The organism is Anabaena sp. CCY 9402-a (assembly GCF_963920945.1).
Taxonomy (GTDB): Bacteria; Cyanobacteriota; Cyanobacteriia; order Cyanobacteriales; family Nostocaceae; genus Trichormus; species Trichormus minutissimus.
Genome location: NZ_CAWUDL010000091.1, coordinates 1 through 21,631 on the forward strand (window position 1 = coordinate 1; position 21,631 = coordinate 21,631).

Here is a 21,631-nt window from a genome sequence, read left to right on the forward strand (position 1 = left end):
TCAATCAGACTCCCTTTTTTTCTTGAACATGACCGATTTAGTCTAAACTCCAGTCTGTTGATACGAGGTCTTGAAGGTTTTGCCGTTCTTCCTGACTCAACTGGACAATATAGCGTTTGGACACGGGAAGTTTCTGAAACTAATGGAGTGGTTGACAACTAATAGCCTCTCCATTTTTCCATAAACTCACAAATTTAGGTTTGACAGACCTCTAGCTGCTGTCACCAAAACTCGCAGTACCAGAAATATTGATGAATAAATTGTGATCAAGTGGGTGGATTGGGGAAAAATACACTCAGATTATTTATGCAGTAATAACTTTTATGGTAGAGAATCGAATTGATATTCCTGGCTATCGCATTGGTGAACTTATTTATACTAGTACCCGCACTCTGGTTTACCGAGGTTGGCGAGAATCGGATCAAACCCCAATTGTGATTAAACTCCTTAAAAGTGCCTATCCCAGCCCCATTGAATTGGCTCAATTCAAAAATCAGTACGCAATTACAAATATTTTAAATGTCCCCGGTGTGGTTCGGATATATAGTCTAGAAAATTTTCAAAATCGACTTGCCCTAATTTTGGAGGACTTTGGTGGAATTTCTTTGAAGGAGTACACTGCTTTAAGAAGGAAAGTATTCCATCAAACAGATAATCAGGAAAATTCCTTATCTGTACATCCTGATTTCTTGATTGAGTTTTTACAGATGGCGATCGCGCTTGCCGATATCCTGGCTGATCTCTACCATTATCAAATTATCCACAAGGATATCAAGCCAGCGAATATTCTGATTCATCCCACTACCAAGCAAGTGCGACTCATCGACTTTAGCATTGCTTCGTTATTAACCAGAGAAACCCAACTTTCAACCAGCCCGACTGTTTTAGAAGGAACTCTCGCCTATCTTTCCCCCGAACAAACAGGGCGCATGAACCGAGGGATAGATTACCGCACTGACTTCTATTCCCTTGGAGTCACTTTCTATGAACTATTAACGGGACAATTACCATTTCAATCTCATGATTTGATGGAATTAGTGCATTGCCACATAGCAAAACAACCAACAGCTGTTCATCATCTTAATCCTGCTATTCCTCCCCAACTGTCAGCAATCGTCAATAAATTGATGGCGAAGAATGCTGAAAACCGCTATCAGAGTGCATTAGGACTAAAGCATGATCTAGAAATTTGTTTGTATGAATTAAAAGAAAGCGGCAATATTCTACAGTTCCCACTAGGGCAAAAAGATGTTTGCGATCGCTTTGTCATTCCTGAAAAACTTTATGGTCGCGAAGTGGCAGTTGCAAAGCTACTAGCAAGTTTTGAGCGCGTGAGTCAGGGAACATCGGAATTAATGCTGATAGCAGGTTCTTCTGGCATTGGTAAAACGGCAATTGTCAACGAAGTTCACAAACCCATTACCCGCCAGCGAGGATATTTTATTAAAGGCAAATTCGATCAATTTAATCGTAATATTCCTTTTTTAGCATTGGTGCAAGCATTTCGAGACTTAATGACACAATTGCTGACAGAAAGTGATGCTCAAATTGAACACTGGAAGAGCAACATTTTAGCCACATTAGGTGAGAGTGGCCAGGTAATTATTGAGGTAATTCCAGAACTCGAACGCATTATTGGTCAACAGCCTGCTGTCCCTGAATTATCTGGCAGTGCTGTTCAAAGCCGCTTCAATCTGCTATTTCAGAAATTCATTCAAGTATTTACAACTCATGAACATCCCCTCGTCATTTTCCTGGATGACTTACAGTGGGCAGATTCCGGCTCTTTAAAGCTGATGCACCTGTTGATGAGTGAAGCTAGAAACACTTATTTGCTCGTAATTGGAGCATATCGAGATAATGAAGTAAGTGCCGCGCACCCCCTGATGTTGACCATTGAGGAGATGCGTCAAGAGAGGATTATAGTCAATAACATTGTCCTTTCTTTGCTCACTCAGACTGAACTCAATGAGATGATTGCAGATACACTGAAATATTCGCCAGAACAAGCACTGGCTATTACAAATCTAGTGTATCAAAAGACTAAAGGCAACCCATTTTTTACTAATCAATTTCTCAAATCGCTGCATGAAGATGGGCTGATAACGTTTGCGGCTAGAACAGGAAATTGGCAGTGTGATATGGCTCAAATCCGAACACTTTCTTTTACACAAGATGTTGTCGAGTTTGTCACACTGCAACTCCATAAATTACCACCGCAGACTCAGCATATTCTCAAATTGGCTGCCTGTGTCGGCAATGAATTTGATTTAGAAACGCTGTCTGTAGTGTATGAAAAATCTGTAACAGAGACTGTATTGGCTCTTTGGCCAGCCCTGAAGGAAGAATTAATTTTACCTAATGGGGAAGGGTATAAATTTTTTCAGAATGAGTCGGCTATCAACACTAGTTTCTTATCCTGTGAGAACAACCCGCAAACCACAAATGGCAAAGGCTCAATAACTATCAGTTACAAATTTCTCCACGATCGCGTTCAACAAGCTGCTTATTCATTAATTCCGGCAAATCAGAAAGCCGCAATGCACCTCAAAGTTGGTCAACGACTGTTGAGCAATACCTTAGAAACTAAGCTAGAAGAAGTCATTTTTGAAATTGTCAACCAACTCAATATCGGGGTAGAACTAATTACAGCCCAGGGCGATCGCGATCGCTTGGCACAACTCAACCTACTGGCAGGGCAAAAAGCCAAGTCTTCTACAGCTTACTGGGTAGCAATCGAGTATTTGACCACTGGGATTAGTTTATTGAGAGCCGACTGCTGGCAAAGCCAATATGATTTAGCTTTGGCATTGCACGAATTAGCCGCAGATGCTGCTTACCTTTGCGGTGCGTATGGTCAGATGGAGGAATTAGCCCAAACTGTGATGGAGCAAGCTAAAACTCCACTGGATCAAGTTAGCATTTACGAAACTAAAATCCAGGCATATACAGCCCAAAATGATGTGCTGCGAGCGATCGCGATCGCTCGGCAAGGAATGAGTCAGTTTGGCTTGGTTTTTCCAGATATACCCACCCCCCAAGATATTCAGCAAGCCCTTGAGGAAATTGCTGCCTTGATTGCCGGACATGAAATTGCCCAATTGGTTGACTTACCTCTCATGACAGCAACAGACAAGCTAGCAATTAGCCGAATTGTGGCTAATGTTGCTCCAGCCGTTTATATTTCCGAACCAAATCTGTTTCCTTTACTCATCCTGTCCCAAATTAAAGCATCAATTCAGTACGGCAATGCCCCATTTTCTGCCTTTTGTTATGCCTGTTATGGCATTTTGTTAAACGGAATTCTTCAGGATATTGAAACAGCCGATCAAGTTGGCAATCTGGCTTTGGCACTAACGAATAAATTTAATATTAGCGATATCAAACCCACAGTATTTTATGTCGTGGGTGCTTTTATCACCTATTTGAAATCTCCTCTACAAAAATCCTTACAGTTGATGCTGGAGGGCTACAAGATTGCCTTGGAAACTGGAAACTTATACTACGTAGGCTTCAATACAAAAGAAATCTGTCAGTATTCTTATTTCATGGGTCGAGAGTTGAACTCATTAGAGCAAGAAATGCGGGCTTACACTCATGTTTTGGAAAATTGTAACCAAGGCACAACCCTCAACTACTGTCGAATCTTCTGGCAAGCAGTTTTGAATTTGCTTGGCAAGGCGGAAAACCTCTGTAACCTCCAAGGCGAGGCACTGAACGAAGCAGAATTTGTGACTCAATTAATTAATGCCAAAGAGTTTACTGGTCTACACTATTTCTCGTTACACAAATTGATTCTCTGTTATCTATTTGAAAACCTCCCTCAAGCAGTAGAAACAGCCGCTCAAGCTAGAGAATATCTAGTTGCAGGCACGGGTTATGCTACTGTACCGATATTTTATTTCTATGATTCACTGACAGCTTTGGCAGAGTATTCCCAAGCTACAGTTTCTCAGCCAGAAAGGTTGTTAGAACGAGTCACAGAAAACCAGAGCAAAATGCAGACATGGGCGCACCATGCACCAATGAATTATTTGCACAAATTTGAACTAGTAAAAGCAGAACAATGTCGTGTTTTGAAACAAATGGGGCAGGCGGTGGATCTCTATGAGCGTGCAATTACTGGAGCAAAACTCAATGGCTACCTTCAGGAAGAAGCCCTAGCCAATGAACTGGCTGCTCGATTTTATCGAGAATGGAACAAAGAGGCGTTGGCTTTGCCCGCCGCAGGTATCGCTCAAATATATCTAGCAAATGCCTATTACTGTTACCTCAACTGGGGAGCAGTAGCTAAAGTCGAGCATTTGGAAAACCAATATCCTCAATTGTTAGTGGGAATCTATCAGCAACAAGAACCTAGTTCTTCAAGCTGCAACCGAATTACGACGATTGGATTGGGACACAGCAGTTCCAGTGTCACTGAAGCTTTAGATTTAGCCACAGTCATCAAAGCCTCTCATGCACTGGCTGGAGAAATTGAATTAGAAAAGCTGCTAACGGCTCTCATGCAGGTCGTAATCGAAAATGCCGGGGCTGAAAAATCCGTACTCTTGCTGCTTCAAGAAGATAATTGGGTGGTTGCGGCTCAGAAAAGCAGCAAAGCAACCATAGAAATGGGTATTGCCAATGAAACTAATCAGAGTCTCCACTCAGAGAAGCAATTGGGTAAAAACCTTGGTGTAATCAACCTGCACTCTCTTCCTCTTTCGGACAGTCAAGATGTTCCCAAAGCTGTGGTGAACTATGTCTCACGTACTTGCGAAACTCTTGTACTAGATGATGCACGTATAGAAATCACCTTCGCCAATGATCCCTACATCATTGAAGAGCAACCGAAAAGCTTGCTATGTACACCTATTCACAATCGTGGCAAGCTTATTGGCATTTTATATCTGGAAAACAGTTTAACAACTGGAGCTTTTACCCAACAACGTCTTGAGGTTTTGCATCTGCTCACAGCACAAGCTGCCATCTCGCTGCAAAATGCCATACTGTATAACAATCTCGCTTTGGCAAAATCCCAACTTGAAGAGTATAGCCATAGCTTAGAGCATAAGGTACAGCAGAGAACTCAAGAGTTGCATGAAAAAAATCAACATCTGTCGGAAACTTTAGACAAACTTCAACACACGCAAACCCAACTGATTCAAACTGAAAAAATGTCTTCGTTGGGACAAATGATGGCAGGTATTGCCCATGAAATTAACAACCCTATTAATTTCATCTATGGCAACCTCACTCATGCTAATGAGTATTTGCAACAGATGTTGCACATAGTCAACCTGTATCACCACTACTATCCTCAACCGTTTCTGGAGATTGAAGAAGAACTAGAGACGATAGATTTAAACTTCCTCAAATTAGACCTAACAAAAATGCTGGAATCAATGAAAGTAGGGGCAGATCGCATTCGTCAAATTGTCCTTTCTCTCCGTAATTTCGCGCGTTTGGATGAATCCGACATGAAATCTGTCAACCTTCACGAAGGCATGGAAAGCACTTTATTAATCTTGCATCATCGTCTAGAACAAAAACCACATCGTCCCGAAATAAATGTGATTAAAAAATATGCAAATTTACCAGAAGTTAATTGCTATGCCAGTCAGATAAATCAGGTATTTATGAATATTCTGAATAATGCTATTGATGCTTTAGATTTATTATTTCCAAAAAAAGCAGGAGTAATTAGTAATGAAGATAAACAAACAAAAATTCCCACAATTCAAATTTCTACTAAAATGTTTAATTCTAATGCAGTCATCATCCAAATTATAGATAATGGAGTCGGGATGTCTGAGGAAGTGAAACAGCGTTTATTTGACCCATTTTTTACAACAAAACCTGTTGGTGAAGGGACAGGCTTAGGACTATCAATTAGCTATTCTATTGTTGAAAAGCATGGGGGACAACTAAGTGTAATATCTGAACTAGGACAAGGGACAGAATTTTCGCTTTTAATTCCCTTAACTTAGTTTTTTATGATTGGTCTTGTTAGACGCGATTTGTCGCGTCTCTACACAATACTGTTCGGTTAAGAGTTTTTGTAGGTTGGGTTAAGCGACAGCGCAACCCAACAAAAGTCTGTAAATGTTGGGTTTCCTAATGTCAACCCAACCTACCTGATGTAATGTTTTTAGCTTAATCGACAAGTATTGCGTCTCTACATGACTATTTTGGGTATATGTTTAATTATCTAGATTTCCACAGGTAGGCAAATGCTATTAATGCCAACCCTAATAATAATGGTGTCAACCAATCACCCCAACGCACATATAAAGTTTTGGTCTGTCGTCGATAGATAGTTGCAGCTTGGGTTTCGTAGGTATTATATCCAGATATCCACAGGGTTTTACCGTGGGGATTAACAAAGGCTGAATATCCGGTGTTGGTTGCCCTGACTGACCATCTATCAGTCTCAATGGCCCGCATAATATCCTGGGCATGGTGCTGGAATGGCATGGCAGCACTGTAATGGGCATCGTTGGAAGCACTGAGGATAAATTCCCCGCCGGCTGCTGCTTGTCGGCGAAATACTTCGGGAAATGCTGATTCGTAACAAATCCCGACAATTGCCCGACCAAAGGGAGTATCAAAAGTTTGATGGGGTGAACCATGCACTTGGTGTTCATCTAGTGGTGATAAACGCTGAATAATCGCACCTAAAATTTCCTCAAAAGGAATGTATTCACCCAAAGGTACTAACTTGGATTTATCGTAGCGGCTGGTAAGTTCACCTTGGCTGTTGACTGTAAATAAACTGTTGGTGTAGCTGCGTCCCTTTCTCCCAAAAGCCCCAACCCAAGCAATTACGCCTTTATCTTCTATGGCTGCAACTAAGGGAGTGGCTGCTAAATCTTTGTCAAAAAAAGGCATTGCGCCTTCTGGAGTCAGAACAGCATCAACGCCTTGATTCACTAAGGTTAAATATCCCTCGGTGTAACTTCTAATGGCGCGTTGGACTCCTTCGGGAAGCAATTTAATTTTGTTGAGAATATTTCCCTGAATAATCCCCACCTCCAAGGCGGCGGTGGGAGGTTCGGCGATGGGGCGAGTGTATAAGAAAAAACCAATCAGATGTAGGGTAATTAATAGGCCTGTGGCAAGTGCTAAATATTTTAAGGGTTTAGGGGTGTAGGGGTGTAGGGGTGTAGGGGTGTAGGGGAATAAATCTTTATTGTGTGATTCATCACGTTTGTTGCTAGCTTGCTGGTAATTAATCCATGCTTCAGCAATGAAACCATTGATGGCGACAATAGCAGCAGTGACGGTATTTGGCCCCGATAGTTGCCCTAGGTGTAAAATTACGAGATTGTGCGGACTCTGGGTGTAGGCTAGAGAACTCCACCACAAGGGGCCAGCACTCCACAGGCTTTCTAAAGCGCACCAAATTGCTGTGCCAATTAGGATACGTGGTAGCGATTTTTGCAGATTCAGACAGGCGATGGTCGTAGACCGACTGTAGGTCATCGCACCTGCCCAAATCGTGACAAAAATTCCCCCCCAGAGGCTAATGAATGACCAGCAAAAAAAGGCGATCGCTAAACTCGGCCACCAAGGCACACCCAACCAATCCATCGGATGAATGCCGGTAATCCAGAATAAAGCGACACCGTGATAACCGATACCCCAGAGTAAAGGCAAAAGGTAAAAGGAAAAAGGTAAAAGAAAGAACTTGTTTCTTCTACCCTCTAAATTTTGACTTTTTTCTACAACCATTACCCAGAGGGGGGCGAGGGCTACCCAAGCCAAGAACCATGCACCCACAGGGGCGACGGTTAACCCCATTACAACCCCACTGGTAAGAGCAAGTAAAAGGTAGAGTACAAAAGGGAAAATTTCTTTTGCCTTTTGACTTTTGACTTTTGACTTCATTCCACCTCTTCTGTCTCGGCTGTGTCGGCTGTATCGCCTGCATCGGCTACATCGGCTGTATCAGCTGTGTCAGGAGGAACAATCGCTACTCCATTAATTACGTCATCTTCGTCGAGGCGTTGCACTCTCACCCCAGTTGCAGAACGGGATTGGATAGAAATTGCATTTACTGCCTGACGAATGATGATACCGCGACTTGTCACCATCATGATTTCATTGTCACTGTTGACAATACCTAAAGTTGCTAACTTGTCTTTGGTTTTGCGGTTTTTGAATTTAGTCGCCATCAAGCCTTGTCCAGCCCGATTTTGTAGGCGGAATTGGGCGACGGGGACACGCTTACCGTATCCTCCCATTGTGATGACTAACACCCAAGGGCCAACGCTGACGTTACCGGGAACTTCTACGGTTTCGAGTTCTTCGGTGATTTCAACCTCTTCAATGGTTTCGATTTCTTCAGTATCCACTTCCTCAGTATCTAAAGTCTCTAGAATCGCCGCCGGTAGAATATCCATCCCGACGAGTTCATCACCTTTTTTGAGTTTCATGGATTTTACCCCACGAGTTGCTCTACCTAAAGGACGCAGTTGTTCATGGTTACATCTAAAATGAATTGCCATTCCGTGACGAGAACCGATGATGACGCTGTCTTCGACTCTGGCGCGACGTACCCAGCGCAGTTGATCGCCTTCTTCTAAGGAAATTGCAATCAAACCATTGGCGCGAATATGGCTAAAAGCTGCTAATACGGTTTTCTTAATATTGCCGCCTTTGGTCAGCATCACTAGATATTCTTCACTGCTAAACTCATCCACAGGGACAATCGAGGTAATTTTCTCTTCTCTGGGAATGGGTAGCAACTGGACAATGGGTGTACCACGACTGGTGCGAGAACCCACTGGGATTTGATAGGCTTTGAGACAGTAGACGACACCGCGATCGCTAAAGAATAAAATGCTGTCATGATCACAGCAAGTTAAGAAATGCTCAATGTTGTCATCGTCTTTCACCTTCGCGCCGGCTTTACCTCTGGTAGCACGGCTTTGCGCCTCAAAGGTGTTGACTGGCATCCGTTTGATGTAGCCTTGTTCTGTCACCAGAATTAGAGCTTTTTCATTAGCAATCAAATCGCGTTCGTCTATTTCCCCTTCGGCGTGGGTAATAACGGTGCGCCGGGGTGTAGCAAAGCTGGTTTTGATTTGGCTGATTTCAGTTTCAATAATTTCTAAAATCCGTTCCCGCCGTGCCAAAATATCCTGTAAGTCGGCAATCCGTGTCTGTAAGTCTTCATGTTCTAGACGGATTTTATCCGCTTCTAGGGCAGTTAACCGCCGTAGCTGCATTTGTAAAATCGCGTCGGCTTGCACTTCCGAAAGTCCATAGGTGGTGATTAACTCACCTTTAGCTGTAGGTGCATCGGGCGCGTGACGAATTAAGTTAATAATTGCATCTAATTGGGATAGAGCAATTAATAAACCTTGTAAAAGGTGATCACGTTCCTCCGCTTTTCGCAATTCGTAACGGGTGCGTCTTGTAATTGCGTCTATACGAAAATCTAGGAAGACATTAAAGAACTGCTTCAGGCTGAGGATTTGGGGTTCGCCATTCACCAACGCCAACATATTCGCGCCAAAGTTGGCTTGCAGTGGTGTTTGTTTATAGAGGTTATTTAAAACCACGCGAGGATAAGCATCACGCTTGAGTTCGATGACGATTCGCATCCCGTCGCGATCGCTTTCATCCCGGATATCTGCAATTCCGTCGATGCGCTTGTCATTTACCAACTCGGCAATTTTTTCAATTAATGCCGCTTTGTTGGTTTGATAGGGTAATTCGGTGATGATAATGGCTTCCCTGTCGGGACGGCCTCGCTGTTCAATGGTTTCAATGTTGGCGACACCGCGCATGGTAATTGAACCGCGGCCTGTGGTGTAAGCCTCTTTAATTGCGGCTGTCCCCAGAATTTGCGCCCCCGTGGGGAAGTCTGGCCCTGGGACATACTGCATTAACTCCAAATCAGTGATTTCGGGGTTGTGAATCACTTGCACCAACCCATCAATCAGTTCGCCTAAATTGTGGGGGGGAATGTTGGTAGCCATCCCCACCGCAATCCCCGAAGAACCATTCAGAAGTAATTGGGGAATCCGTGAGGGTAAAACGGTGGGTTCTTGTTGAGAACCGTCAAATGTATCAATAAAATCAACGGTTTCTGATTCAATATCTTGCAGCAGGGAAGCACTTGTTAAAGCCTGCAAGCGGCATTCAGTGTAACGCATCGCCGCCGGCGGATCGTTATCTACTGAACCAAAGTTACCATGCCCGTTAATTAAGGGCGATCGCATGGAAAAATCCTGCGCCATCCGCACCAACGCATCATATACTGCCGTATCGCCGTGGGGGTGATATTTACCCAACACTTCCCCGACTACACGGGCGCACTTTCTAAACGGGCGATCGTGGGTTAGCCCTAACTCGTGCATAGCAAAGAGGATGCGGCGATGCACAGGTTTGAGACCATCCCTGGCATCTGGTAACGCCCTGCCCACGATCACACTCATGGCGTATTCCAGATAAGACCGGGACATTTCATTCCGCAGATCCGTCGGGATAATCCTCTCCTGTGAGGTTGTCATAAACTAAAAAACTCCAAAAAACTTAGATTTTAGCCTTCGTACTTGACAAAGCGCAAAATTATGCCAAATTTCTCTTGAATAATTGCCATATTTTGATACAATTCTAACACAATCTTGTATTGGTCTGCCGAGGGTGCTAACCCATCTTTCATGCCAAAAATGCTGTTGAGATGTAGTTAATTAGCTTCATTTAATTTCAATTAAAAATTGAAAGAGTTTTTTGTTTGTAAATTCTTAATTTTGAATTTACCAAAGAGTCTGTCATAACTTGGGTTGAGAAGATATTAAGGTAACTTTTGGGGCAATAAAAAAACAATTAAACTAGTAAAAAGAGTGGGCGTAAAAAGACTAAGATGAGTAAATTTTGATAGTAGCAAATTTGTGCTTATTGATGTGCAGCTTATAAGACCTCAGACAGTGTCGCCCTAGTAGCACTGATGTTTAAGCTGGTGCGTGTATGTTTGAGGCAATGTTATGAATAAGGAAACTGTTCCGAGTCAAGCTGAAAAGGCGAATCCAGAGGGCGATGCCTCACAATTAAGCCCAGAGATGCGGGATAAAATCAAGCACCCACCCAAAATGGACGATGTGATTCGTCAGCAATCACCAGAAGAACGTCGCGGGAATCAAGCTTTAGTACCAGAAATGCTAGATCAACCCACGGATGAAATGATTGGTTTGACGGAAGATTGAGTCATAGGGCATTGGGCATCAACAGTTATCAGTCATCCGTAACTGGGGGTAAAATGGCATTCATAATCCTGCTGCCGTGATGCCTTATGCTACCAGTCATCTACTCCGATGAGTTTCTAGACCACAAAACTGGAAGCTATCATCCAGAAAAACCAGAACGTTTGACGGCGATTGTTAATGCCCTGAAAGATGCTGCAATTTCTACCCAAATTGATTGGCGTGAACCTACACCATCACTAGAAAATACATCGGTGATGCCATGTTTGGTAAAAGCCCATAGCCCAAATTACATCAATAAAGTCAGGGAAATTGCGTCTACTGGTGGGGGTTATTTAGATGGCGATACTCCCATTTCTCCCCGTAGTTATGATGTGGCTTTGTTGGCGGTGAGTGCTTGGTTGGATGGCGTGGATGCAGTCTTAAGTACAGCAAATCCGGCTTTTGTATTGGCTCGTCCACCGGGACATCATGCTGAAAGTGATGCAGGAATGGGCTTTTGTTTATTTTCTAATGCAGCGATCGCGGCTTTATATGCTTTAGAACAACCGGGAATTAACCGTGTTGCCATCTTAGATTGGGATGTACATCATGGCAACGGTACGCAGGCGATCGTGGAACTTAATCCCCACATCGCTTACTGTTCTCTACATCAGTATCCCTGTTATCCCGGTACTGGGAGAGCCACAGAACGCGGCTTTCATAATAATGTCTTAAATTTGCCCTTACCTCCCGATAGTGATATCGGTGCATATCAGCCGCTTTGGGAAAACAAAGTAGTACCGTTTTTTACCGAGTTTCAGCCAGATTTACTCATCGTTAGTGCTGGCTATGATGCCCTGGCTGATGATCCTTTAGCCAGCATCAATTTACAACCAAATGATTATGCTCTGTTTACAGATTATTGTTTGGGGCTAACACGTAAAATTCTTTTTGGCTTGGAAGGTGGTTATGAACTTGATGCCCTGGCTAAATCAGTTATCGCCACCATTGAACGTTGCTTGGTTTAGGGTTTGCCAAATTAAAAAATATCACCTATGTCGTCTGGTACTTCAGTACGAATAATCATATTAAGTAATATTGCAGCTTCCATAACTCTCTACATGAAAGCAAGGTTACTAATTCTGTATATAAATCGTTTGATAAAGGTCATATTAAGTTTATTCACAGCTTTTTTAGTTTATCTCACCATTATTACGAAATGCCGGAAACCCTTTTCATCCAAGAAAATGATGTTCTGAGTTCTCCTAAATAATTTCAGATAGCCATAAAAGCTAAGTAATATTACCGTAAAAACTGTGTATAAATACACTAAATTGATTATCTTAATGAACTTGTGAGTAACTTACTGATATGAGTCTATTTTCCAAGTTTGTTATCCGGATCTATAAAGAAATTCCTAAATTTATATTATGTAGTCGCTGAAAGTAAAATTAAAGTTATATAGCCACTAAAGCTAAATAAATTTACTGAACCCCTTTATCAAGAATCAAGGAAACAAGCTTAAATATATGTCTTAATACAAGGTTCTGGTTGATTTAATATTTCTAAGCTAGAAAATGTGTGGTTGTGCTATAAATCACAGTCTATTAATCGGGCAACCAGCAATTTCAGCACGATAATTTTCATTTTTAAATTTTTTCAGTATTATCCGTAACTAAATTAGGGATAATTTCATCGAATCTTCAGAAAGAAAAATCTTATTGATCTCATACAAGAGCTAAAGTTTTGTTAAGATGCAAGTGCTAGCAGTTTCTCAACGGAATTTCCAACTCCGCAGGTGGAGAAATAAACATTACTAGCAACACATAGTTCAGAAGGTGAAGCTATGACCACCTATATTTTCTTTGATGAAGCTCTTCGGATGTTAACCAACGCCTACTTGCTGTCAACGATGCTGTTAATTACAGCTTCTGGTATTGGGTTAGCAGTTATTGAAACTATTGAAAAGACAGAGCAACGGTAAGTTAATCTCTATTTTGGCACTGTACATCTAGCTAGAATCATATTGAGCGAAAGTGTTAACTGTCCAAAAATCCTGGGAACACTAAATGATGAAAGTCTCACAGCGTTGCAGCCTGCCAGAAAGGTTAAAAACTGTAAAGGTAACTGTACGCTACTGAGACACCCATCCAGGAGCAATTATGATAAATCTACTAGAGACAGTTCTGGACGCGGAAATTTCCACACCAGAAGCACTTACCCTACCAGAAGCTTTTGCCGCGATCGTTTTACTGGCCACAGTGTCAGATAGTTATTTGACTGATGAACAAGAGCGTTCTATCTTCTCTGCATTGTCACGCTCAAAGCTATTGAAAAATTATTCCCAGGATGCCATCCATAAGGTATTGAACAGAACCCTAGATATTCTCTGGCGGGATGGCTTCAATGCCTTATTTAATTTAGCTAAAGAATCTCTACCCCTGGAATTAAGAGAAACCGCTTTTGCTCTCTCTGCTGATTTAGTCTGGGGTGAAGGTTCAATCACCGATGAAGAAAAAAACTTTTTAAACGATTTTTATCAAGCTTTAGGCATTTCTCGCGATATAGCAACAAAAATTTTACAAACAATGTCAATCAAAAATCAGGGATGAATTCGGGATTGGGGACTGGGAAGAGAAATTTTCAACTTTGTAGCGGTACTAGTTATCTATCAAGTTATTTTTGACGGTTCGTAGTAAGGACTTTAGTCCTTCAGTCCTGATTTTTCTAAGGACTAAAGTCCTCTCTACGAGACGCTACGCGAATACTACAAACTTGCTTATCCCTCATTTCAAATTTGATGACATAGCATATATACTTAAGTGTGCCAAAGGAGTTGAGCTTCTTTGGCACTACTTTTGTCAGGAGGCAGAAGGCAGGAGGTAGAGGAGACAAGAAATAATTTTTTGACTTTTAACTTTTTTCTGCCTAGTCCCAAGTCCCCCATTTTGAATTTTGAATTTTTATGTCTGCTACCATAACTCAACTAGTGGAAGTTCTTCTAGCCCAGCCTGTAAATTTAAGTGCGGCTGATTTAGCAAAAGTCAGTAGTGGTATACAAACCGATAGCCGCATCATCAAACCAGGTGAAGTCTTTTTGGCTTTACGAGGGGAGAAGTTTGATGGACATGAATTTGTACCAACTGCGATCGCTCAAGGTGCAATAGCTGCCATTGTAGATTTTGACTACGAAAATCCAAGAGTGCCTGTATTACAAGTCAAAAATACCCTAGAGGCATATCAAAAAATTGGGCGATGGTGGCGCGATCGCTTTAAGATTCCTCTAATTGGGGTGACAGGTTCTGTAGGTAAAACGACTACCAAGGAATTAATTGCTGCCGTTTTGGCTACACAGGGTAAAGTTCATAAAACCTTTGGCAACTTCAATAACGAAATTGGTGTACCAAAAACCCTCTTAGAACTTAATTCAGAACATGACTACGCCGTGATTGAAATGGCGATGCGGGGAAGAGGGCAAATTGCCGAACTCACACAAGTAGCTCATCCGACAATTGGCGTGATTACCAATGTCGGGACAGCACATATTGAGTTACTCGGTTCAGAAGAGGCGATCGCTGAGGCAAAATGTGAGTTATTAGCGGAAATGCCCCAAGATAGTATCGCTATTCTTAACTATGACAACCCCTTATTACTAGCAACGGCGGCGAAGGTTTGGCAGGGGGAAGTTTTGACTTATGGTCTTTCTGGGGGAGATATTCAAGGCTCACTCATTGATAACGACACTGTAGAAGTAGCAGGAATCAAGCTACCCTTACCTTTACCTGGCCGGCACAACGCTACGAATTTTTTAGCAGCCTTAGCTGTAGCTCAGGTTTTGGGGATCGATTGGTCAAGCTTAAAAGATGGTGTCACGGTAAATATGCCGACTGGCAGATCCCAGCGTTTTCATTTACCCAATGATGTATTAATCTTAGATGAAACCTATAATGCTGCACCAGAAGCCATGTTAGCAGCCTTGCAGCTATTAGCAGATACCCCAGGAAAACGTAAAATTGCCGTGTTGGGAGCAATGAAAGAATTAGGAGAGCGATCGCCACAACTACACCAGCGAGTCGGGGAAACAGTACGAGATTTAAAATTAGACGGGTTATTAGTCTTAGTTGATGGACAAGATGCCGAAACAATAGCCAAAAGTGCCGAGGGTATCCCCTCAGAATGCTTTACCACCCACGCCGATTTAGTGGCAAGATTAAAAACATTTATGCAAGCAGGCGATCGCATATTATTCAAAGCTGCCCATTCTGTAGGACTAGATAGGGTAGTGAATCAATTGCGTTAAGTGCTGCGGTAGTGCGGCGTTGAGCAGCGTAGTGAGTAATGACTGAAGACTGGGAAAACTTCTACCTTGTCACCTGTCACCTGTCACCTGTCACCTGTCACCTGTCACCTATCACCTGTCACCTATCACCTATCACCTATCAACCTTCTTACAGCTGCGACTAATTCCTCTGCATTCACAGGCTTGGCTAAGTGGATTTGATAGCCGGCGGCGAATGCTTGCTCTTGATCGTATTGTCTAGCAAAAGCGGTTAAGGCGATCGCCGGAATTTGTCCATTTTGCTCTCTTACCCAACTTCTCACTTGTCGGATCAGCATATAGCCATCCATGTCTGGCATACTGATATCACTCACCAACACATCCAGATGCGACTCTGCTAATGTTTGTAATGCTTCTGATGCGGAAGCCACTAACTTGACTTCCGCACCTCTTTCCTGTAGAACAAAAGCTAAAAAATCCCGTGAATCATGGTCATCATCAACAACTAAAACTTTAATGCCAGCTAGGGATAAAAGCTGGGAATTTAATAATAATAGATGATTTTTTTCATTCCTCGCATCCAAACTTTGCTCTGGGAGAAGCGGTAATCGGACTGTAAATTTTGCTCCGTGTTCTTCTCCCATACTTTCGGCTTTCACCGTCCCACCGTGAATTTCTACAATTTTGCGGACAATGGCCAGTCCTAATCCCAATCCGCCAAATTTTCTCGTAGAACTGCTATCTGCTTGGCGGAAGTAATCAAAGACGTAGGGCAAAAACTCTGGGCTAATTCCTCTACCTGTATCAGTTAAGACAATCTCAGCATAGTCATCAATTTTCACTAAGCACACCTCTACCCTTCCTCCCTTGGGTGTAAATTTGACAGCATTGGAAAGGAGATTCCAAACTACTTGCTGCAAGCGCGCCGCATCACCCATGACTGTCCTCAAGTCTGGTGCAAAGATTGTCTTAATCTCAATCAGCTTAGTTTCTGCTGCTAATCGCATTGTCTCTAGTGCTGCCAACACTACAGTTTCTAAATTAACCTTAGTAATATTCAGCACTAATTTGCCTTGTAAAATTCTAGAGACATCTAGCAAGTCTTCAATCAGTTGCACTTGTAATATGGCATTACGTTCAATAGTGGCTAGTGCTTGGGCCATTCTCGTCTCATTCAGAGTACGATTTTGTAAGAGTTTAGACCACCCCAAAATAGAATTTAAAGGGGTGCGGAGTTCATGAGAAAGCACTGCTAGAAATTCATCTTTGATGCGATTGGCTTTTTCTGCTTCGGCTCGTGCAGCTTGTTCCGATTCTAGTAATTTTGCTCGTTCTTCTAGAATTTGTTTTTGTTCGTGGATATCTGTACAAGTACCGAACCACTTCACAATATTGCCTTGTTGATCTTTAAGTGGTAAACCTCGTGCTAACTGCCAACGATATGAACCATCAATTGCTCGTTTGAAACGATATTCATTCTCGTATACATCGCCAATCTTGACAGCATCTAACCATACTTTATAGGCTCTGTTAACATCATCTGGATGTAAAGCATTTATCCATCCAAAACCTCTTGATTGTTCTAATGTTAGTCCAGTATATTCACACCAATTTTGATTAAAATAATCGGTCTCACCATTAGCATCACTAGTCCATACCAGTTGAGGAATTGCTTCAGCCAAATAACGATAGCGTTCCTCACTTTGTCTCAGCACTTCTAGAATACGCTGCCGTTCCGTAATTTCTTGTTGTAATTTTTCATTAGTCTTAGTAATTTCATTGGTACGCAACGCAACTAATTCTTCTAAATGATTCTGATATTTTCTTAGTTCTGCTTCTACCCGCAATTTCTCGCTTATTTGGATTTGTAATTGTTGATTTGCTTGTTCTAGTTGAGCAGGACTAGGAAGTGCTAGAGCTTTTGGGACTAAAGGTACTAGTTGGATAGCTGTAATTAAAGATATTGTGGCAGTGATGGCTTTCACAAAACCTGATAACCAATAGGTAGGATGCCAAAGTGTCCAAATCTCTAAAAGATGAGTTGTACCACAAGCTACGATAAATCCACTAAACAATAAAAATATCCAATGAAAGGGCAAATCCTGCCGCTTCCGCACGAAGTAAAAAAGTGTCGCAGGAATGGAATAATAAGCTATAGCAATCAGCCCATCAGATATTATATGTAGCCAAACTAAATCTGTTTTCCATAGATAGCAGTGTCCATGAGGGATAAATGACCCTGAACTAAAAAAATGAGTCCATAATTCTGACATGGTGTTTGAGGTAGAAACTTAGTTAGTTTTAATTCACAAAAATTAATCTCTAAGTCCCCCTTTAAAATAGGAGGGTAGGATGAGGAATTAGAGTAAAACAAGGCAAAAATCAAAATACCCTACGGGAAGGCAAGCCTACAAAAATCAAAATAAATAATGTTAATTTTGTTTGTAAGCTTTTCGCTTATTTCAGATCGTAGCTTTATTTACCCCATACTGTACTAGAAAGATTTGGGTAGCGATTTCAAACCCAATTAACACTTGAAATAATTATTTCCTCAGTCTCTTTTAAAAGAAGAGTATGCTGAGTCTAATTTTATGGGTTGACTTCGTTAATTTGGCAAAAAATGTACTAATAATCAATTTAATATGAAGATATCTATTTTTATCCGCAGCAATGATCGTACTGCTGTAACCAGAATCATCTGGCGCATTGACAAAAATCCTTTTCATTGGTGTTTCTTCGCGTTTATCGGCGGTTGATTTCATCTAATTAATGCACTATGTTAGCTTGGTCACGCTAGTATCCTGAGTCGGAAATTGACCAAAAATTTGAAAATTCCTCAGCATTAATTTTATTTACAATTTCAGGTAAGATAAATCTCTGTGGACTGTGGATAGGGATATATTGGGGATGCCTACACTTGGTGTAAACATAGACCATATTGCCACCATTCGCCAGGCGCGGCGGACGGTAGAACCAGATCCGGTGGCGGCGGCGGTGCTGGCAGAATTAGCCGGTGCTGATGGAATCACCGTGCATCTGCGAGAAGATCGGCGGCATATTCAAGACCGGGATGTGCGTTTATTGCGTCAGACTGTGCGATCGCACTTAAATTTAGAAATGGCCGCTACAGACGAAATGTTAGAAATCGCCCTTGACATTAAACCTGATTATGTAACGCTAGTTCCCGAAAAGCGGGAAGAAGTGACTACAGAAGGAGGTTTAGATATAGTCGGGCAAATTGCTAGAATAGGTGAGATTGTCACTAAATTGCAGGGTACTGGTATTCCAGTAAGTTTGTTTATTGATGCTGAGGCTGGACAAATTGAAGCTTCTGTCAAGGTACAGACAAAGTTTATTGAACTACATACTGGTAGATATGCAGAAGCCAGCGATGAAATCAGTCGTCATCAAGAATTAGCTGTGTTAGCTCAAGGATGTGAACAAGCAATTAAAGCTGGCTTGCGAGTTAATGCCGGTCATGGGCTTACCTACTGGAATGTATATCCGGTAGCTGCATTGCCAGGGATGGAAGAGCTAAACATAGGTCATACCATCATCAGCCGGGCTGCATTAGTAGGAATGGAAAGAGCTGTTAGGGAAATGAAAGAAGCGATGCGTAATTCGTAACGATGCTCCGCCCCGGTACGCTAGCGTAATTCGGATTAGGCACTTCTTTTTTTTGCTTTTTTACTTGATGGTTCTAGAGGGGTTGTGACTGCGGAATCTCGAAAATCGTTGGTTTGTGGAAGACTTCGGAACATAGTTCTGAAAAGTCAGAATACTTACCATGAAAGGTTTTCTCAATTTTGAATGTGGAATTTTGAATTGTTATGACCGCAACACAATCTAACGAGCTTCCGCTTTGGGTACAGGACAGGGATACAGTTATCGCTGAAAGTAGTGATGCTCTGTGGCGTTATGATAGTCCTCCAGATTATTCTCGCTCTAATGAGAATCTAGCCAAAGAGAGTACACGGAATCATCTTGAGGGGACACTGGAGGCGATCGTTCAAAATTTAGTTAGAACCTTTGAGATGGAAGTATCATTCAAAACTGACCCGCAACAGTGGTTGTCAGTTTTGAATGACCAGTTTCGTATCAGTACCAATGGCGGCGAGGAGTTTACAGCAGCAGATGTATCAGCCCAAGGTACTTACAATTTATTTATGGCGGATTCTGAGCATTACAAAGCCTCTGAAGAAAGCTTTGAATCATCTGCTAAACTTTTTCAATCTACGTTTCCCCAAGGTTTCCCTTGGGAAGTGCTAGAAGTGTACTCAGCTCCTCCAACTGTCACCTTCAAATGGCGACACTGGGGACATTTTCAAGGCACATACAAAGACTATGCACCAACAGGAGAAACAGTAGAAGTTATCGGCTTGAGCATTGCCCATGTCACTGATGACTTGAAGATTGTTTCTTTGGAACACTACTTTGACAACACGCTGTTTTTAGAAAAATTAACAGCCGGCGGTAAATTAGGTAGTGAAAGTCAAGGAAAAGCTTGTCCGTTTAGTTCTTGGTTCAAAAAAACCTCCAAGAAGTAAGATAGTGCTGAGTGCTGAGTTGTGAGTGCTGAGTGCTGAGTGCTGAGTGCTGAGTGCTGAGTGCTGAGTGCTGAGTGCTGAGTTGTGAGTTGTGAGTGCTGAGTGCTGAGTTGTAAGTGCTGAGTGCTGAGTGCTGAGTGTTGAGTTGTAAGTGAGATTTTCTACTTAGCACTCACAACTCCCTACTACTGCTACATGACTCAGCACGAGATATGCTAACAGTAACACTCAAAATTCAGCACTAAGTAAAGGTAAGAGGTCATTTGTAAAGTAAATATTTAGTTAGGGTGTGTTATTACGGCTATGTAAGAATTTGAGCGTTAGAGAAAGTAAAAATTAGCCGTAACGCACCGTATGATTGTGGTGTGTTAAAACAACGCGAAGCACACCCTAAAATTTAAGGGTTACTTTATAAATCATCTCTAAGCCTTAAAATTATTAGTTAGTTAGTAATCACAGGATGACAATGCAAACATACTATTACGTTTTGGCCAGCCGTCGCTTTTTATTGCAAGAAGAACCTATAGAGGAAGTGCTGAAAGAACGCACCCGTCACTATCACGAACAAGAAAAAGAAATTGATTTTTGGTTAGTATCACAACCTGCTTTTTTAGAAGCACCTGAAATGGCTCAAATCAAAGCTAAGTGTCCTCAACCCGCAGCTGCGATTATTTCTACTAATGCTCAATTTATTAATTGGCTGAAACTGCGGCTAGAATACGTCGTTACAGGAGAATTTGAAGCTCCTTCTGGAACAATCCCTAATCCTATAGCATCTCTTGCTCCAGTGTCTTGATAATTTAGTCAATAGTCCATAGTCATTAGTAGTTTTTTTGTGTGGACTATTGACTCATCACTAAAAAGAAATTTTAAACAAAATCCTCTTATGCGTCCCAATTCTGTGCAGAAATTTGCCACTTTATCCAGTGTATTCGGACTAGCGATCGCAGGCGCAGGTCTAATGGGTAGCATAAATTCAGTAACAGCCCAAACAGCCCTTCCTATGTGTCAACCTCCCAGTGCTGGGGAGTATCTGTTGCTGGTAGTCAGCCCTACAGCCGAGAATCAGAAGCAGTTGCGTAGTGCTTTACCAAATGAAATTAAGACTACCACCTGCCAATATCTGACGGAGACAGTAACTAGGATAGGAGGTTTTAGAAAAATTGATGATGCCAACCGTTGGGCTAGGTATATCAACACTATTGTCGGATTGTCTGCCATTATCACCACCAGACCAGGGGAAATAGCCCAGCAGCCGCCCCAAATAACTTATAATCCCCAATCCCTGGGGCAGGGTTTTGCTGTGTTAGTAGATTATTTCAACCGTCCAGAACTTGCAACTAGTTTACAGCAAGCGGTAGGTGGTAACGTCGGTCTGGCATCCTACGGACAGAAACCCTACTTGCTGGCAGTTCATACCACTAACCAACAAGAAGCTTACAACACATTGCAGAAACTCAACGATCGCGGCTTTTTTGCTGTACTAGTAGATAGCCGTAAAGTCATGTTACTGCGATCGGTTGTGCAAATACAGTAGGTCAATAGTCATTAGTCATTAAATAACTCTCACCTGTCACCTATCACCTATCACCTGTCACCTGTCACCTGTCACCTGTCACCTGTCACCT

The 21,631-nt window shown here is 42.1% G+C and carries 15 protein-coding genes; 10 read left to right on the plus strand and 5 right to left on the minus strand.

Features of this window, described 5'->3' with window-relative positions; all coding sequences use genetic code 11:
• The first annotated feature begins 323 nt into the window (after positions 1–323).
• Positions 324–5,972, plus strand: a complete 5,649-nt coding sequence (locus ACM0OR_RS24385) for an AAA family ATPase (RefSeq protein WP_414579087.1) — start codon at positions 324–326, stop codon at positions 5,970–5,972.
• A 217-nt stretch (positions 5,973–6,189) separates the two neighbouring features.
• Here ACM0OR_RS24385 and lnt read toward each other — a convergent pair whose 3' ends face one another.
• From lnt to ACM0OR_RS24400, 3 genes are read right to left on the minus strand one after another with little or no spacing between them, the layout of a single operon-like run.
• A complete protein-coding gene (gene lnt, locus ACM0OR_RS24390; protein ID WP_414579088.1) occupies positions 6,190–7,872 on the minus strand; it encodes an apolipoprotein N-acyltransferase in 1,683 nt (560 codons plus the stop codon).
• Positions 7,869–10,505 (minus strand): DNA gyrase subunit A, encoded by a 2,637-nt coding sequence (gene gyrA / locus ACM0OR_RS24395; protein ID WP_414579089.1) that lies wholly within the window; start codon positions 10,503–10,505, stop codon positions 7,869–7,871. The genes lnt and gyrA overlap by 4 nt, the downstream gene beginning before the upstream one ends.
• 29 nt (positions 10,506–10,534) lie before the next feature.
• Positions 10,535–10,657, minus strand: coding sequence for a hypothetical protein (locus ACM0OR_RS24400; protein WP_414579090.1), 123 nt, complete (start codon positions 10,655–10,657; stop codon positions 10,535–10,537).
• 322 nt (positions 10,658–10,979) lie between these two features.
• Here ACM0OR_RS24400 and ACM0OR_RS24405 point away from each other — a divergent pair, with 322 nt between their 5' ends.
• The 5 genes from ACM0OR_RS24405 to ACM0OR_RS24425 all read left to right on the plus strand — a co-directional run bounded on the left by ACM0OR_RS24405 (position 10,980) and on the right by ACM0OR_RS24425 (position 15,477).
• The gene (locus tag ACM0OR_RS24405) at positions 10,980–11,198 is read left to right on the plus strand and encodes a hypothetical protein (protein WP_414579091.1); all 219 of its coding nucleotides are present in this window, start codon (positions 10,980–10,982) and stop codon (positions 11,196–11,198) included.
• Between the two features lie 86 nt (positions 11,199–11,284).
• The gene (locus ACM0OR_RS24410) at positions 11,285–12,205 is read left to right on the plus strand and encodes a histone deacetylase (protein WP_190701334.1); all 921 of its coding nucleotides are present in this window, start codon (positions 11,285–11,287) and stop codon (positions 12,203–12,205) included.
• Positions 12,206–13,023: 818 nt separating this feature from the next.
• Entirely contained in the window at positions 13,024–13,161 is a 138-nt protein-coding gene (locus ACM0OR_RS24415; protein WP_190701332.1) for a hypothetical protein, read from the plus strand.
• A 181-nt stretch (positions 13,162–13,342) separates the two neighbouring features.
• Positions 13,343–13,789 (plus strand): tellurite resistance TerB family protein, encoded by a 447-nt coding sequence (locus tag ACM0OR_RS24420; protein WP_190701704.1) that lies wholly within the window; start codon positions 13,343–13,345, stop codon positions 13,787–13,789.
• Positions 13,790–14,142: 353 nt separating this feature from the next.
• The gene (locus ACM0OR_RS24425; RefSeq protein ID WP_414579092.1) at positions 14,143–15,477 is read left to right on the plus strand and encodes a UDP-N-acetylmuramoyl-tripeptide--D-alanyl-D-alanine ligase; all 1,335 of its coding nucleotides are present in this window, start codon (positions 14,143–14,145) and stop codon (positions 15,475–15,477) included.
• Between the two features lie 125 nt (positions 15,478–15,602).
• Here ACM0OR_RS24425 and ACM0OR_RS24430 read toward each other — a convergent pair whose 3' ends face one another.
• Positions 15,603–17,729 (minus strand): ATP-binding protein, encoded by a 2,127-nt coding sequence (locus ACM0OR_RS24430; protein WP_414579093.1) that lies wholly within the window; start codon positions 17,727–17,729, stop codon positions 15,603–15,605.
• A 634-nt stretch (positions 17,730–18,363) separates the two neighbouring features.
• Between ACM0OR_RS24430 and ACM0OR_RS24435 the strand changes: the two genes are divergently transcribed.
• Entirely contained in the window at positions 18,364–19,083 is a 720-nt protein-coding gene (locus ACM0OR_RS24435; protein ID WP_414579094.1) for a pyridoxine 5'-phosphate synthase, read from the plus strand.
• Between the two features lie 203 nt (positions 19,084–19,286).
• A complete protein-coding gene (locus ACM0OR_RS24440) occupies positions 19,287–20,003 on the plus strand; it encodes an ester cyclase (protein ID WP_414579095.1) in 717 nt (238 codons plus the stop codon).
• Here ACM0OR_RS24440 and ACM0OR_RS24445 read toward each other — a convergent pair.
• Entirely contained in the window at positions 19,981–20,175 is a 195-nt protein-coding gene (locus tag ACM0OR_RS24445; protein WP_414579096.1) for a hypothetical protein, read from the minus strand. The two genes, ACM0OR_RS24440 and ACM0OR_RS24445, sit on opposite strands and share 23 nt — an antisense overlap.
• A gap of 294 nt (positions 20,176–20,469) precedes the next feature.
• Between ACM0OR_RS24445 and ACM0OR_RS24450 the strand changes: the two genes are divergently transcribed.
• Both ACM0OR_RS24450 and ACM0OR_RS24455 read left to right on the plus strand, forming a co-directional pair.
• Positions 20,470–20,799, plus strand: coding sequence for an MgPME-cyclase complex family protein (locus ACM0OR_RS24450; protein WP_414579097.1), 330 nt, complete (start codon positions 20,470–20,472; stop codon positions 20,797–20,799).
• A 90-nt stretch (positions 20,800–20,889) separates the two neighbouring features.
• A complete protein-coding gene (locus ACM0OR_RS24455) occupies positions 20,890–21,540 on the plus strand; it encodes a hypothetical protein (protein WP_414579098.1) in 651 nt (216 codons plus the stop codon).
• Positions 21,541–21,631: the final 91 nt, after the last annotated feature.

What these genes read in the sequence shown, in the direction of transcription:
- ACM0OR_RS24385 (WP_414579087.1), top strand. Translation starts at nt 324, where the DNA reads ATGGTAGAGAATCGAATTGATATTCCTGGCTATCGCATTGGTGAACTT.
- lnt (WP_414579088.1), bottom strand. Translation starts at nt 7,872, where the DNA reads ATGAAGTCAAAAGTCAAAAGTCAAAAGGCAAAAGAAATTTTCCCTTTT.
- gyrA (WP_414579089.1), bottom strand. Translation starts at nt 10,505, where the DNA reads ATGACAACCTCACAGGAGAGGATTATCCCGACGGATCTGCGGAATGAA.
- ACM0OR_RS24400 (WP_414579090.1), bottom strand. Translation starts at nt 10,657, where the DNA reads ATGAAAGATGGGTTAGCACCCTCGGCAGACCAATACAAGATTGTGTTA.
- ACM0OR_RS24405 (WP_414579091.1), top strand. Translation starts at nt 10,980, where the DNA reads ATGAATAAGGAAACTGTTCCGAGTCAAGCTGAAAAGGCGAATCCAGAG.
- ACM0OR_RS24410 (WP_190701334.1), top strand. Translation starts at nt 11,285, where the DNA reads ATGCTACCAGTCATCTACTCCGATGAGTTTCTAGACCACAAAACTGGA.
- ACM0OR_RS24415 (WP_190701332.1), top strand. Translation starts at nt 13,024, where the DNA reads ATGACCACCTATATTTTCTTTGATGAAGCTCTTCGGATGTTAACCAAC.
- ACM0OR_RS24425 (WP_414579092.1), top strand. Translation starts at nt 14,143, where the DNA reads ATGTCTGCTACCATAACTCAACTAGTGGAAGTTCTTCTAGCCCAGCCT.
- ACM0OR_RS24430 (WP_414579093.1), bottom strand. Translation starts at nt 17,729, where the DNA reads ATGTCAGAATTATGGACTCATTTTTTTAGTTCAGGGTCATTTATCCCT.
- ACM0OR_RS24435 (WP_414579094.1), top strand. Translation starts at nt 18,364, where the DNA reads ATGCCTACACTTGGTGTAAACATAGACCATATTGCCACCATTCGCCAG.
- ACM0OR_RS24440 (WP_414579095.1), top strand. Translation starts at nt 19,287, where the DNA reads ATGACCGCAACACAATCTAACGAGCTTCCGCTTTGGGTACAGGACAGG.
- ACM0OR_RS24450 (WP_414579097.1), top strand. Translation starts at nt 20,470, where the DNA reads ATGCAAACATACTATTACGTTTTGGCCAGCCGTCGCTTTTTATTGCAA.
- ACM0OR_RS24455 (WP_414579098.1), top strand. Translation starts at nt 20,890, where the DNA reads ATGCGTCCCAATTCTGTGCAGAAATTTGCCACTTTATCCAGTGTATTC.